The sequence below is a fragment of the Pseudomonas sp. NPDC077649 genome, from assembly GCF_044542855.1.
In the GTDB taxonomy this organism is placed as follows: Bacteria; Pseudomonadota; Gammaproteobacteria; order Pseudomonadales; family Pseudomonadaceae; genus Aquipseudomonas.
Genome location: NZ_JBITVF010000001.1, coordinates 486,519 through 499,972, shown reverse-complemented (window position 1 = coordinate 499,972; position 13,454 = coordinate 486,519). Strand labels below are relative to the sequence as shown.

Sequence of the window (13,454 nt, the reverse complement as noted above, 5' to 3'; positions counted from 1 at the left end):
GATGGCATCCGGGCTACGTCAGGCTTGCAGCGGCTGCCAGCTGCCGGCCATATGCGCCACGTCGCCCGTGCCGAGCAGGCGGAACTGGCCGCTCGCCGCGGGTTCGCTGGCCTGCAGGGCGACATGCGCCGGCAGCAGCAGCGGCTTCTGAAAACGCACCTCCACCTCGTAACCCGCCAGCGGCAGCCGCCCCTGCAACTCGGCCAGGCAGCGCGCCTTGTTCCACAAGCCATGGGCGATGGCGCGGGGAAAGCCGAACAGCTTGGCGCTGGCCGCATACAGGTGGATCGGGTTGTAGTCGCCGGCCACCCGCGCGTAGCGCCGCCCGGTATCGGCCGGCGCCGCCCAGTCGGCCAGCGGCGCCAGCGGCAGCGGCGCCTGCTCCGTGCGCGGCGGCGGCTGGCCATCCAGGCGCAGGGTGCGGCAGAGGATGCGGCTATCGCCCTCCCAGAGCAGGCCGAGCTGGTCTTCCAAACGGGTGATCAGGCTGAAGCTGGCGCCCTTGTCGTGCGCCTGCAGGTCGGCCAGTTGCACGCCTGCCTGGAACGGCCCCAGGCCGCCGAGCGGGCGCAGCACGCGGATGCGGTTTTCCAGGTGCACCAGGCCGAGCAGTGGGAAGGGAAAGCGGTGGTCGGTGAGCAACTTCATCTGCAGACCGAAGGCGAGGAGATGCGGGTAGACCGGCGGCAAATAGGCGCTCTCGGCGATGCCGCAGACCTGGCGATAGCGCGCCAGGTGCGCCGGGCTGACCTCTACCGGGCAGCGCAGGCCCAGCTGCGGCAGGCGGCGGCCAGTCACCCGGCGCCGCAGGGCGGCGCGCAGGAACAGGCCGGGCAAGGCCGGCGGGGCGTTGAGGTCGAGCCAGTCGACGGCCATGGGCAAACTCCTCGGCAAATGAATGCAGCAGCTTAGCCGCCCCGCTCGTCCCGACATTGGCTGCGCTGCCCGCCTCTGCGGCAAGCCAGTCAATCCGTCTGCCGCGCCGGTTTGCGCCATGGCCTCTGCTGCCCCTAAGATGGCGGCGCCTCACGGATAACAAGAAAACCTAAAAAAATGCGTGATCTGACCGACGATGTGGCGCTGATGCGCCCGGTAATCGATGCCTTGCGTGCCAGCGGAACCGACCCCGACCGGGTGTTGGCGCGCGTCGGCCTGCCGCCCGGCGGCCTGCCTGCCGGACGCTTCCCGCACAGCGCCCAGGCGCTGTTCTGGAAAGCCGCCAGCGAAGAGTGCGGGCAGGAGCATGTCGGCCTGTTCCTGGCCCAGCACCTGCCGGCCTTCCATGGCCTGCTGCTGGAATACCTGTTCCTCTCCAGCGACACCTTCGGCAGCGGCCTGCGCCACGCCCTGCGCTACGTGCGCCTGCTCTCCGACACGCTCAACGCCGGCCTGCAGGTGCAGGGCGAACGCGCCGTGCTCAGCCTGGGCCTGGCGCCCGATACGCCGCGGCACTTTCCGGAGATGCTCGCCGGCGCGGTGATCCGCCTGTTCGACGCCCTGACCGAAGGCGCATTCGTCGCCCGCGAGGTGCGCCTGATGCATGCCGCAGGCGCACCGGCGGCGCGCTACCAGCAGGTCTACGGCTGCCCCGCACGGCTCGGCGCCGAGGACTACGCCCTGGTGTTCGACGCCGCGGTGCTGGACAAGGCCTCGCGCCATGCCGCGCCCGAACTGCTGCGCATGCACGAGTCGCTGGCGCGCCGGCAACTGGCCGAGGTGGAGCGCCTGGACCTGGTGCGCCAGGTGCGCGAGCTGATCGGCGAGCTGCTGGTCGATGGCGGCGCCACCCTGGAGCAGGTGGCGGCGCGGCTGAACATGCCGGCGCGGCGCCTGCGCGAGCGCCTGGCCATGGCCGGGGTGCGCTTCAACGACCTGATCACCGACTACCGCTGCCGCCTGGCCAAGGAGCTGCTGCTGAAGACCGATGAGCGCATCGAAGTGATAGTCGAGCGCACCGGCTTCTCCGAGCCGAGCACCTTCTACCGCGCCTTCAAGCGCTGGGTCGGCGAGACGCCGGTGGAGTTTCGCAAGCGCGGCAAGGCGTAAGGCGACGTTTCGCTCTGGTGGGCTGAAGCCCACCCTACAACCGACGCCCTCCTGGATGGGCCGGGCGGCGCTCCGCTTCAGCCCACCAATTCCACTCAGGCGCCCAGCAGACTCTGCCCGCACACCCGCAGCACCTGCGCGGTCACCGCGCCGGAGCCGGGCTGGGCGAACCAGGCCACCGCTTCGGCGACGTCCTGCGGCAGGCCGCCCTGGCTCATCGAGTTCATCCGCCGTCCGGCCTCGCGGATGCCCAGCGGGATGGCGGCGGTCATCTGCGTCTCGATAAAGCCCGGCGCCACCGCGTTGATGCTGATGCCGCGCTTGGCCAGCGCCGGCGCCCAGGCCTGGGCCAGGCCGATCACCCCGGCCTTGCTCGTCGCATAGTTGGTCTGGCCGAGATTGCCGGCGATGCCGCTGATCGAGGCGATCAGCACCACGCGGCCGTTGTCGTGCAGCTTGCCGGCGTCCAGCAGGGCCTGGGTCAGCAGCTGCGGGGCCTGGAGGTTGACCGCGATCACCGAGTTCCAGAACGCATCGCTCATCTTCGCCAGGGTCTTGTCGCGGGTGATGCCGGCGTTGTGCACGACAATGTCGACGCCGTCGGGCAGCGCCTCGACCAGGCGCTGCGGCGCCTCCTCGGTGCAGATATCCAGGGCCACGCCGCGCCCGCCCAGGCGCGCGGCCAGAGCCTCGAGCGCTGCGGCGGCCGGCGGCACGTCGAGCAGGATCACCTCGGCGCCGTCGCGCGCCAGCACTTCGGCGATGGCCGCGCCGATGCCGCGCGAGGCGCCGGTGACCAGCGCCTTCTTGCCGGCCAGCGGCCGCGTCCAGTCGCGCACCTGCTCGGCGCAGGCCCCCAGGCGCAGCACCTGGCCGGAGACGTAGGCGCTCTTCGGCGACAGGAAGAAGCGCAACGCGCCTTCCAGCTGCTGCTCGCCGCCCTTGCCGACGTAGAGCAGCTGCACGTTGCCGCCGCGGCGGATCTCCTTGCCCAGCGAGCGGCTGAAGCCTTCCAGCGAACGCTGCACGCTGGCGGCGACCGGGTCCTTCAGCGATTCCGGCGCGCGCCCCAGCAGCACCACCCGCGGGCACTGGCCCAGGCCCTTGAACGCCGGCTGGAAGAAGTCGCGCAGCTCGATCAGTTGCTCGAAGCGGGTCAGGCCACTGGCGTCGAACAGCAGCGCCTTGAGCTTGGGGCCGTGCTCGGCGGTCCAGCGTGGCAGCTCCAGCTGGCCTTCGCGGGCGGCGAACAGCTGATCGGTGAGCTTGTTGGCGAAGGGCTGCACGGCCTTGAGCAGGTCACCTTCGCCGCCGAGCAGCAGGGCGCCGTCCACCGGGCGCATGCGGCCGGCCAGCCAGCGCTCCAGGCGCAGCGGCGCCGGCAGGCCGAGGGCGCCGACCAGGCGGCGGCCGGCGGCGGAGTTGGCGAAGGCGAGGTAAGGGTCGGACATGAACGGGCTCCTGTGGGCGAATCAAAGAACGTGTCTACGATTTCGCGAGCTAGAGCCATGCAAGGCGAAAACAGACGAGGACGCGGAGTTTACGAGTTGTAAATGAGCAGTCCGAGCCTGTTTTCAACGCAGCAGGGCCGACGCGCAGCAGATCGTAGACACGTTCTAAAGTCGTGCCACTCTACGCAGTGACGGACCAAGCGCAATTGACCGCACTGCCTGGGGCCGCGGCAAGGCGGCCAATGCAGATGCGGCGGCGCGCGCTAGCCTGTAGTCCAAACTTTATTAGCAAGGAGTCAGCATGGCCCAGCTACGCCGGGTCGCCATAGTCGGCGGCAACCGCATCCCCTTCGCCCGCTCCAACACCGCCTACGCCACGGCGAGCAACCAGGAGATGCTGACCAGCACCCTCGAGGGCCTGGTGGAGCGCTTCAACCTGCACGGCGAGCGCCTCGGCGAGGTGGTGGCCGGCGCCGTGCTCAAGCACTCGCGCGACTTCAACCTGACCCGCGAATGCGTGCTCGGCTCGCGCCTGGCGCCCGAGACCCCGGCCTACGACCTGCAGCAGGCCTGCGGCACCGGCCTGGAGGCGGCGCTGCTGGTGGCCAACAAGATCGCCCTGGGGCAGATCGACTGCGGCATCGCCGGTGGCGTCGACACCACCTCCGACGCGCCGATCGGGGTCAACGAGGGGCTGCGCAAGATTCTGCTGGAGGCCAACCGCGGCAAGCGCACGCTGGACAAGCTCAAGAGCCTGCTGCAGATCCGCCCGCGCCACCTGGCCCCGGCCATCCCGCGCAACGGCGAGCCGCGCACCGGGCTGTCGATGGGCGAGCACTGCGAGCTGATGGCGCAGCGCTGGGCGATTGCGCGCGACGAGCAGGACCAGCTGGCCCTGGCCAGCCACCAGAAACTCGCCGCCGCCTATGCCGAAGGCTGGCACGACGACCTGCTCACGCCGTTCCGCGGCCTGACCCGCGACCAGAACCTGCGCGCCGACATCAGCGCCGAGAAGCTCGCCAGCCTCAAACCCTGCTTCGAGCGCGGCCCGCGCGGCACCCTGACCGCGGCCAACTCCACGCCGCTGACCGACGGCGCCTCGCTGGTGCTGCTGGCCAGCGAGGACTGGGCCAAGGCGCGCGGCCTGCCGGTGCTGGCCTACCTGCGCGACGGCGAGGCGGCGGCGGTGGATTTCGTCCAGGGCCAGGAGGGCCTGCTGATGGCGCCGGTGTACGCCGTGCCGCGGCTGCTGGCGCGCAACGGCCTGAGCCTGCAGGACTTCGACTACTACGAGATCCACGAGGCCTTCGCCGCCCAGGTGCTGTGCACCCTCAAGGCCTGGGAAGACGCCGACTACTGCCGTGAGCGTCTGGGCCTGGACGCGCCGCTGGGCGCCATCGACCGCAGCCGGATGAACGTCAAGGGCAGCTCGCTCGCCGCCGGCCACCCCTTCGCCGCCACCGGCGGGCGCATCGTCGCCAACCTGGCCAAGCTGCTTGCGGCGGCCGGGCAGGGCCGCGGGCTGATCTCCATCTGCGCCGCCGGCGGTCAGGGTGTGACCGCGATCCTGGAAAAGTAATCCAATGTCGGTGAGCGCAAGTCATCGCGCTCACAGGATGTAAGCAACTCCGTGAATTGGGGCGGCCCGCGCGATGCGCGGCCGCCTATTTTTTTGGCCTGCCATTCCTGGTGGCCAGTCTGCGGGCCGTCGCTGCGCGACGGTGAAGGATGCTCCCGGCGTGTTTTTGCCCGGCCGTGCCGCCCACCTGCAGGGTTTCGCGGGGCCGCCTGGGCCGTGCGCACCGCCCATACCCCAGCCTGCGGTGGCCTGCCGCGCGGCAAATCACCACAGCGTCAAGCGCGCCCAGACCCGCTAGTCTTTTCGATGTGGATTGATCCAGGTCAATACAACCTTCGTGGGTTTGCGCCTGCGGGCCATTGGGCCCGACCTCCGCTGCGCCTCGCTCGACAAGAACAATTGCGCCTTGCTGTGACTCCAACGCCTGGAGTCTGTGGCCCGGCAGACCGTGCCGGGTCCGAGATAACCTGTATGAGGATGTGCCATGTTCGGTTTAGAGGCGCTCGATCTCGCCCGAATCCAGTTTGCCTTCACCATTTCCTTTCACATCATCTTCCCCGCCATCACCATCGGTCTGGCCAGCTACCTGGCCGTGCTCGAAGGTCTGTGGCTGAGAAGCGGCGAGACGGTGTACCGCGACCTCTACCACTTCTGGGCGAAGATCTTCGCGGTCAACTTCGGCATGGGCGTGGTCTCCGGCCTGGTCATGGCCTACCAGTTCGGCACCAACTGGAGCGCCTTCTCCGACTTCGCCGGGGCGGTCACCGGCCCCTTGCTGACCTATGAGGTGCTCACCGCCTTCTTCCTCGAGGCGGGCTTCCTCGGCGTCATGCTGTTCGGCTGGAACCGCGTCGGCCCGGGCCTGCACTTCTTCTCCACGCTGATGGTGGCGATAGGCACGCTGATTTCCACCTTCTGGATTCTCGCCTCCAACAGCTGGATGCACACCCCGCAGGGCTTCGAGATAGTCGACGGCCGGGTGATCCCGGTGGACTGGTTCGCCGTGGTGTTCAACCCCTCCTTCCCCTACCGCCTGGCGCATATGGCCACGGCGGCCTTCCTCGCCACCGCCTTCTTCGTCGGCGCCTCGGCGGCCTGGCACCTGCTGCGCGGGCGCGACAACCCGGCGATCCGCAAGATGCTGTCGATGGCGGTGTGGATGGCGCTGATCGTCGCGCCGGTGCAGGCCTTTATCGGCGACCTGCACGGCCTCAACACGCTGAAATACCAGCCGGCCAAGATCGCCGCGATGGAAGGCCACTGGGACAACAGCAGCGGCGAGCCGACCCCGCTGATCCTGTTCGGCTGGCCGGACATGGAACGCGAGGAAACCCGCTTCAAGCTGGAGATTCCCGCGCTGGGCAGCCTGATCCTGACCCACAGCCTGGATAAGCAGGTGCCGGCGCTGAAGGAATTCGCGCCCGAGGATCGGCCCAACTCCACCATAGTGTTCTGGACCTTCCGGGTGATGGTCGCCATGGGCCTGCTGATGATCCTGGTCGGCCTCTGGGGCACCTGGCTGCGCTACCGCGGCCGGCTGTTCGCCTCGCGGCCCTTCCTGCACCTGGCGGTGTGGATGGGCCCGTCCGGCATCCTGGCCATCCTCGCCGGCTGGTACACCACCGAGATCGGCCGTCAGCCGTGGATCGTCCAGGGCCTGATGCGCACCGCCGACGCCTCGTCCGGGCACAGCTTCGCGCAGATGAGCCTGACCCTGGCGCTGTTCGTGGTGGTCTACTTCGCCCTGTTCGGCGCCGGCATCGGCTACATGCTGCGCCTGGTGCGCAAGGGCCCGCGGATCGACGAGGGTCAGGAAGTCACCCAGGGCGGCCCGGGCCAGCCGCGCACGCCGTCGCGGCCGCTGTCGGCGGCGCAAGAGGACTTCGACGACACGCAAACCGATCTGCCGGGCGGGAGGGCCTGAACATGGGTATCGATCTTTCGCTGATCTGGGCAGTGATCATCGCCTTCGGCGTGATGATGTACGTGGTGATGGACGGCTTCGATCTGGGCATCGGCATCCTCTTCCCCTTCGTCCGGGACGAGGGTGAGCGCGACGTGATGATGAACACCGTGGCGCCGGTGTGGGACGGCAACGAGACCTGGTTGGTGCTCGGCGGCGCGGCGCTGTTCGGCGCCTTCCCGCTGGCCTACGCGGTGGTGCTCGACGCCCTCTACCTGCCACTGATCCTGATGCTGCTGGGGCTGATCTTCCGCGGCGTGGCCTTCGAGTTCCGCTTCAAGGCCAAGGCGGCCAAGCGTCATCTGTGGGACAAGGCCTTTATCGGCGGCTCGCTGACCGCGACCTTCTTCCAGGGCGTGGCGCTGGGCGCCTATATCGACGGTTTCGAGGTGGTCGGGCGGACCTATGCCGGCGGCGCCCTGGACTGGCTGACGCCCTTCTCGCTGTTCTGCGGCCTGGCGCTGATCGCCGCCTACGCGCTGCTCGGCTGCACCTGGCTGATCATGAAGACCGAAGGCCGTCTGCAGTTGCAGATGCACGATCTGGCGCGGCCGCTGGTGTTCGTCCTGCTGGCGGTGACCGGCATCGTCAGCCTGTGGACGCCGCTGGCACACCCGGAGATCGCCGAGCGCTGGTTCAGCCTGCCGAACCTGTTCTGGTTCATGCCGGTGCCGGTGCTGGTGCTGGTCTGCACCTGGGCGCTGCTCAAGGCGGTGGCGGAAAACGCCCACTACTCGCCCTTCCTGCTCACCCTGGTGCTGATCTTCCTCGGCTACAGCGGCTTGGGGATAAGCCTGTGGCCCAACGTCATCCCGCCGTCGATCAGCATCTGGGAAGCCGCCGCACCGCCGCAGAGCCAGGGCTTCATCCTGGTCGGCGCGCTGTTCATCATCCCCTTCATCCTGATGTACACCGCCTGGAGCTACTACGTGTTCCGCGGCAAGGTGACCCAGGAAGACGGCTACCACTGAGGGCACGCCATGCACGATGCCGAAAAGAAACCGCTGTGGCAGCGCCTGGGCTGGCTGGTATTGATCTGGGCCGCCAGCGTGCTGGCCCTGGGCGCGCTGTCCTGGTTGCTGCGCCTATTCATGCAGGCGGCGGGGATGGGCACGCCCTAGCTCAGCCGCCGGACTCACCCTGCAACTGCTCGAGCAGCAGTTGCAGCTGGGCCAGGCGCGCGCCGGGGTCGTCCTGCTGCAGCACCTGCAGCTTCTGCCCCGGCTCCAGCGGCAACAGGTAGGCCAGCTGGTTGGCCAGTTGCGCCTGGCCGACGGCCACGCCGCCCATGCCCAGCGAGGCGACCAGCGGGTGTTCGGCCAGCGCCGCCAGCAGCGCGGCGAGGTCGGCATGCTCGGCCAGCAGCGGGCATTCCGCGGCCTCATCCAGCCAGTCCACCTCGGCGATGGTCAGCTGATCCGGCAGCACCTGGGCACTGCGCACCCGGAAACGCCGACCACCTTCGACGCGAATCCCCAGCAGGCCGTTGGGCCGCTGCTGGAAGTCACGCACCAGCGCCTCGCACCCTATGGCGGCAAAGCTGCTGGCGGCCTCGCCGACCTCCTCGCCCTCGACTATGCAGACCACGCCGAAACCACTGCCCTGCTTCATGCAGCGGCTGATCATGTCCAGGTAGCGCGCCTCGAAGATCTGCAGATCGAGCATGCAGCCGGGGAACAGCACGGTGTTGAGCGGAAACAGCGGCAGATTCATCGTCACCTCACAGCAGCAGAACAATCGCCAGCGGCAACAGCACGGCGGTGATCACGCCCATCAGGCTCATGGCCAGGGCGGCGAAGGCGCCGCACTCGTCGCTTTCCTGCAACGCCCGCGCCGTGCCCACCGCATGCGCGGTGATGCCCAGCGCCATGCCCTGCGCCGCCGGATGGTGGACCCCGCACAGGCGCAGCAACGAGGGCCCGACGATGGCACCGATGACCCCGGTGATCATCACGAACACCGCCGCCAGCGCGGCGATGCCGCCGATCTGTTCGGCCACCAGCATGGCGATTGGCGAAGTCACCGATTTCGGCGCCATGCTCATCAGCATCAGCCGCTCGGCGCCGAACAGCCAGGCCAGCCCGGCGCCCAGCACGGTGGCCAGGGTGCCGGCGAGCAGCAGGGTCAGCACGATCGGCCAGAACAGCTGGCGGATGCGTCGCAGGTTGAGGTACAGCGGCACCGCCAGGGCCACGGTGGCCGGGCCGAGCAGCAGGGTCAGGGCCGCGACGCTGCTCCTGTACTCGGCGAAGCTCAGGCCGCAGACCAGCAGGATGCCGATCACCGCCAGCATCGACACCAGCACCGGCTGCAGGAACACCCAGCGGGTGCGCTCGTAGGCGGCGATGGCCAGCTGGTAGGCGCCCAGGGTGATGCCGATACCGAACAATGGGTGGTGGGTCAGCGCCTGCCAGGCGCCCTGCCAGTCCGGACTCATGCCTGCTCCCGGCACTGCTGGCGCTCGATCAGTTTCTGCATCAACCAGCCGGCGAAGGCCACCGACAGCAGCAGCGACAGCAGCAGCGCGCCGACCACCGCCCAGAAGTCGGCGAGGATGTCGCCGGCATAGGCCATCACCCCCACCGCCGGCGGCACCAGGATCAGCGGCAGGTACTTGAGCAGGCTGCTGGAGGCGACGCTGAGCGGCTCGCCCACCTCGCCGCGCAGCATGAGGAAGACGAACAGCAACAGCATGCCGATGATCGGCCCGGGCAGCATGGGCAGCAGCAGGACGTTGAGGGCGGTACCGAGCAACTGGCACAACACCAGCCAGGACAGGCCGCGAAGCAGCATGGGCAAAATCTCCGAAAGGTGCGATGCCGAATGGCGGAAGCTGTTTGCGCTCTCCAACGCAGCAAAGCCGCCGCGCAGCAGATCGCCAACGGGTTCTCAGGGGTATTCGGGCATCTTCAAGGACATGCCGGCCATTATAGGCGCGATGGCCGCGCGATGGCCCCTGTCTTGCTTCGCCTGCCGCGCCTATGCCGCGTCATTCAGTGCGGCGAGCCAGGCTTGACCCGGTGCCGGCCTCGTGATGATCTAGCCGGCAAGGGTTCCACGCAAAAACAACAACACCCGCGTCCTCAAGGAGGAACTATGCCGTTCGTACCCGTAGCAGAGCTCAAGGACTATGTTGGCAAGGAACTCGGCAAGTCCGAGTGGCTGACCATCGACCAGCAGCGCATCAACCAGTTCGCCGAATGCACCGGCGACCACCAGTTCATCCACGTCGACCCGGAAAAGGCCAAGCTGACCCCCTTCGGCACCACCATCGCCCACGGTTTCCTGTCGCTGTCGCTGGTGCCGATGCTGATGGAAGGCATCATGATCATGCCCCAGGGCCTGAAGATGGCGGTGAATTACGGCCTCGACAGCGTGCGCTTCATCCAGCCGGTGAAGGTCGATTCCAAGGTGCGCCTGACGGTGACCCTGACCGACGCCAACGAGAAGAACCCCGGCCAGTGGCTGCTCAAGGCCCGCGCCGTGCTGGAGATCGAAGGCCAGGAAAAACCGGCCTATATCGCCGAACCGCTGACCCTCTGCTTCGTCTGACCCCTCGCGGCGGGCTCCGCCCCGCCCTTCGCCGAAGCGTGCGGCGCAGCAGCGCAAGCGCCCGCGCTTGCGGCATACTGCCGGCAATGCCCCGACCCGGACGTCTGCCATGAAGCCGCTTGCGCTGCGCCTACTGCCCCTCTGCCTGACCCTGCTGCTCGGCGGCTGCGACGAGGCGCGCAGCCTGCTGCCGGCCGATGCCGTGCTGCCCGACGGCGCGCAGTACCGCGGCGAGATAGTCGACGGCCTGCTGCAGGGCCCGGGGCGTCTGGACTACCGCAACGGCAGCTGGTTCGTCGGCCAGTTCAAGGACGGCCAGCTCGACGGCCCCGGCGAATGGCAGGGCCCGGGCGGCGAACATTACCTGGGGGAATTTCGCCAGGGCATGTTCCACGGCCAGGGCACCCTCACCTACAGCGACGGCAGCCGCTACCAGGGCGGTTTCGCGCGCAACCGCTTTGCCGGCGAAGGCCTGCTGGAACAGGGCGACCAGCGCTACCAGGGCGAGTTCGCCGACGACCGTTTCCACGGCCTGGGCAAACTCGAAACGGCCGACGGCAACAGCTTCCAGGGCCAGTTCGTCAACGGCCAGCCGGAAGGCCAGGGGGTCCGCCGCGACGCCTACGGCAACCAGTTCAGCGGGGTGTTCAGCCAGGGCCAGCTCAACGGCCAGGGCAGCTTCAGCAACGCCGAGGGCGACACCTACAGCGGCGGCTTCAAGGACAGCGAGTTCCACGGCAAGGGCCGCTACCAGAGCGCGGCCGGCGACGTCTGGAGCGGCGAATTCAGCGCGGGCGTGCTCGACGGCCCAGGCGAGTACATCGGCAGCGACGGCAGCCGCTATGTCGGCCAGTTCGAGGAGTGGCGCTACCAGGGCGAGGGCCTGCTGACCCTGGCCGACGGCAGCCACTACCAGGGCCAGTTCGTCGCCGGCGACTATGCCGGCAACGGCACCCTGACCCTGGCCGACGGCAGCCGCCAGGCCGGCACCTGGCAACGCGGCCGGCGCGTGCGCGACGAACAGGGCCAGGCCCTGCCGGATGCCCTGGAACTGGGCCTGCTGCAGCAGGGCCGACTGCTCGACGAGGCCATCGCCGCGCTGCCCGCCTCCACCCCCGCGCGCGAGCTGTACGCCCTGACCCTGGCCGGCGACGGCAAGCAGAGCGTGTTCATGCGCGAGGCCGACTACGTCAGCCGCCTGCTGCGCGAGCGCTTCGGCGCCCACGGCAGCATCAGCCTGATCAACCACCGCGACCACCTCGCCGACCGCCCGCTGGCCACCCGCGAGAACCTCAGCCGCGCGGTGCAGGCCCTGGCCGAGCGCAGCGGCGAGGAAGACCTGGTGTTCATCTACCTGACCAGCCACGGCTCGCGCGAGCACGAGCTCAACCTCGACCAGCCGCGCCTGCAGCTGGCCGACCTGCCCGCCAGCGAGCTGGCCGCGCTGCTCGCCCCGCTCAAGCAGCGGCACAAGGTGGTGGTGATCTCGGCCTGCTATTCCGGCGGTTTCATCCCGCCGCTCAAGGACGACAAGACCCTGGTGATGACCGCCGCGCGCGCCGACCGGGTATCCTTCGGCTGCAGCGAAGAGAACGACTTCACCTACTTCGGCCGCGCCCTGTTCGCCGAGGCCCTGGGGGAGACCGACAACCTCGAACGTGCCTTCGAACTGGCCAAGGAACGCGTCGCCGAACGCGAACAGGCCGACGACTATCAACCCTCCGAACCGCAGATCTGGGCCCCGCGCGGCGTGCTCCAGCACTGGCGCAGCCTGCGCCAGAGCCAGGCCGAACGCGCCCTCAGCGCCGTGGCCAGCAACGACGCCAACGACTAAGCTCAGCTGTAACGGACAAGAGACAACTGCATGTACCTGACCCCGCAGCACATCCTGCTCGCCGGCGCCACCGGCCTCACCGGCGAACACCTGCTCGACCGCCTGCTCAGCGAACCCACCGTGGCCCGCGTGCTGGCGCCGACGCGCCGGCCGCTGGCCGCCCACGCCCACCTGGACAACCCGGTGGGCGAGTTGGCCGAGCTGCTGCCGCAGCTGGCCGGGCCCGTTGACACCGCCTTCTGCTGTCTGGGCAGCACGATCAAGCAGGCCGGCTCGCAGGAGGCCTTCCGCGCCATCGATCACGACCTGGTTCTGGCCTTCGCCCGCCGCGCCCGCGAGCTGGGCGCACGGCATCTGCTGGTGGTCAGCGCCCTCGGCGCCGATCCCAATTCCTCGGTGTTCTACAACCGCGTCAAGGGCGAGACCGAACAGGCGCTGAAAGCCATGGACTGGCCGCAACTGACCATCGTCCGCCCCTCGCTGCTGCTCGGCGCGCGCCGCGAGTTCCGCCTCGGCGAACGCCTGGCCGCGCCGCTGCTGCGCTGGCTGCCGGGCAAGTACCGCGGCATCGAGGCCTGCGCCCTGGCCCGCGCGCTGTGGCGCCTGGCCCTGGAGGAAGAGGATGGCGTGCGCGTGATAGAGTCCTCCGACCTGCGCCGCCTGGGGCGCTGACGCCGTGGACGAAGCAATGCAACCGACAAGCCTGATCGAAGCCCTGCAAAACGCCGACATGCTGGAGATCGACGGCCTGCACGCCTGGCAGTTCGACCTCGACACCGAACTGCTGGCCCAGGTCAGCTCCGGCTCCGGCAGCGCCGACAGCGCGACCAAGCCACTGCTGCAGGTGCACTGCATCGACGGTCGCGAGCGCCGCCTGTGGCAGTTCTCCCTGGCCGCGGTGCAGGCCGCCCGGCACGTCGCGGAGGACGACAGCTGGCGCCTCGACGGCAGCGACGCGAGCCACAGCCTCAAGTGCTTCGCCGCCTTTCGCGGCGACAACGAGACCGACGACGCCGACGAGGCCTAACC

14 protein-coding genes are annotated in these 13,454 nt (G+C 68.9%); 9 read left to right on the top strand and 5 right to left on the bottom strand.

The annotated features are described in order from the left end of the window. Nucleotides 1-18: 18 nt before the first annotated feature. A complete protein-coding gene (locus ACIGFL_RS02165; RefSeq protein ID WP_397495987.1) occupies nucleotides 19-876 on the bottom strand; it encodes a MaoC family dehydratase in 858 nt (285 codons plus the stop codon). Nucleotides 877-1,053: 177 nt separating this feature from the next. Between ACIGFL_RS02165 and ACIGFL_RS02160 the strand changes: the two genes are divergently transcribed. Beyond that, nucleotides 1,054-2,046 (top strand): AraC family transcriptional regulator, encoded by a 993-nt coding sequence (locus tag ACIGFL_RS02160; RefSeq protein WP_122108110.1) that lies wholly within the window; start codon nucleotides 1,054-1,056, stop codon nucleotides 2,044-2,046. 95 nt (nucleotides 2,047-2,141) lie between these two features. Here ACIGFL_RS02160 and ACIGFL_RS02155 read toward each other — a convergent pair whose 3' ends face one another. Next, nucleotides 2,142-3,497, bottom strand: a complete 1,356-nt coding sequence (locus ACIGFL_RS02155; protein WP_397495986.1) for a 3-oxoacyl-ACP reductase — start codon at nucleotides 3,495-3,497, stop codon at nucleotides 2,142-2,144. A gap of 301 nt (nucleotides 3,498-3,798) precedes the next feature. Here ACIGFL_RS02155 and ACIGFL_RS02150 point away from each other — a divergent pair, with 301 nt between their 5' ends. The 4 genes from ACIGFL_RS02150 to ACIGFL_RS02135 all read left to right on the top strand — a co-directional run bounded on the left by ACIGFL_RS02150 (nucleotide 3,799) and on the right by ACIGFL_RS02135 (nucleotide 8,160). After that, nucleotides 3,799-5,076, top strand: a complete 1,278-nt coding sequence (locus tag ACIGFL_RS02150) for an acetyl-CoA C-acetyltransferase (RefSeq protein WP_397495985.1) — start codon at nucleotides 3,799-3,801, stop codon at nucleotides 5,074-5,076. 484 nt (nucleotides 5,077-5,560) lie between these two features. Next, nucleotides 5,561-7,000, top strand: coding sequence for a cytochrome ubiquinol oxidase subunit I (locus tag ACIGFL_RS02145; RefSeq protein ID WP_397495984.1), 1,440 nt, complete (start codon nucleotides 5,561-5,563; stop codon nucleotides 6,998-7,000). A 2-nt stretch (nucleotides 7,001-7,002) separates the two neighbouring features. Next, nucleotides 7,003-8,010: a cytochrome d ubiquinol oxidase subunit II gene (cydB, locus tag ACIGFL_RS02140; RefSeq protein WP_397495983.1), complete on the top strand. Its 1,008-nt coding sequence runs from the start codon at nucleotides 7,003-7,005 to the stop codon at nucleotides 8,008-8,010. Between the two features lie 9 nt (nucleotides 8,011-8,019). Then, a complete protein-coding gene (locus tag ACIGFL_RS02135; protein WP_021443070.1) occupies nucleotides 8,020-8,160 on the top strand; it encodes a DUF2474 domain-containing protein in 141 nt (46 codons plus the stop codon). Between the two features lies 1 nt (nucleotide 8,161). Here ACIGFL_RS02135 and ACIGFL_RS02130 read toward each other — a convergent pair whose 3' ends face one another. From ACIGFL_RS02130 to ACIGFL_RS02120, 3 genes are read right to left on the bottom strand one after another with little or no spacing between them, the layout of a single operon-like run. Next, complete coding sequence (locus ACIGFL_RS02130; RefSeq protein WP_021443071.1) at nucleotides 8,162-8,752, bottom strand: LON peptidase substrate-binding domain-containing protein; 591 nt, start codon at nucleotides 8,750-8,752, stop codon at nucleotides 8,162-8,164. A gap of 7 nt (nucleotides 8,753-8,759) precedes the next feature. Beyond that, on the bottom strand, nucleotides 8,760-9,476 hold the full coding sequence (locus ACIGFL_RS02125; RefSeq protein ID WP_397495982.1) for an LrgB family protein: 717 nt from the start codon (nucleotides 9,474-9,476) through the stop codon (nucleotides 8,760-8,762). After that, nucleotides 9,473-9,832, bottom strand: a complete 360-nt coding sequence (locus ACIGFL_RS02120; protein ID WP_397495981.1) for a CidA/LrgA family protein — start codon at nucleotides 9,830-9,832, stop codon at nucleotides 9,473-9,475. The genes ACIGFL_RS02125 and ACIGFL_RS02120 overlap by 4 nt, the downstream gene beginning before the upstream one ends. Nucleotides 9,833-10,135: 303 nt before the next feature. Between ACIGFL_RS02120 and ACIGFL_RS02115 the strand changes: the two genes are divergently transcribed. From ACIGFL_RS02115 to ACIGFL_RS02100, 4 genes are all read left to right on the top strand, one after another. Next, the gene (locus ACIGFL_RS02115; RefSeq protein ID WP_003240173.1) at nucleotides 10,136-10,591 is read left to right on the top strand and encodes a MaoC family dehydratase; all 456 of its coding nucleotides are present in this window, start codon (nucleotides 10,136-10,138) and stop codon (nucleotides 10,589-10,591) included. Nucleotides 10,592-10,700: 109 nt separating this feature from the next. Continuing rightward, complete coding sequence (locus tag ACIGFL_RS02110; RefSeq protein ID WP_397495980.1) at nucleotides 10,701-12,425, top strand: C13 family peptidase; 1,725 nt, start codon at nucleotides 10,701-10,703, stop codon at nucleotides 12,423-12,425. Between the two features lie 30 nt (nucleotides 12,426-12,455). Beyond that, a complete protein-coding gene (locus ACIGFL_RS02105) occupies nucleotides 12,456-13,097 on the top strand; it encodes an oxidoreductase (protein ID WP_397495979.1) in 642 nt (213 codons plus the stop codon). A gap of 16 nt (nucleotides 13,098-13,113) precedes the next feature. Continuing rightward, the gene (locus tag ACIGFL_RS02100; RefSeq protein ID WP_021444398.1) at nucleotides 13,114-13,452 is read left to right on the top strand and encodes a DUF5629 family protein; all 339 of its coding nucleotides are present in this window, start codon (nucleotides 13,114-13,116) and stop codon (nucleotides 13,450-13,452) included. The last annotated feature ends 2 nt before the right edge of the window (nucleotides 13,453-13,454 follow it).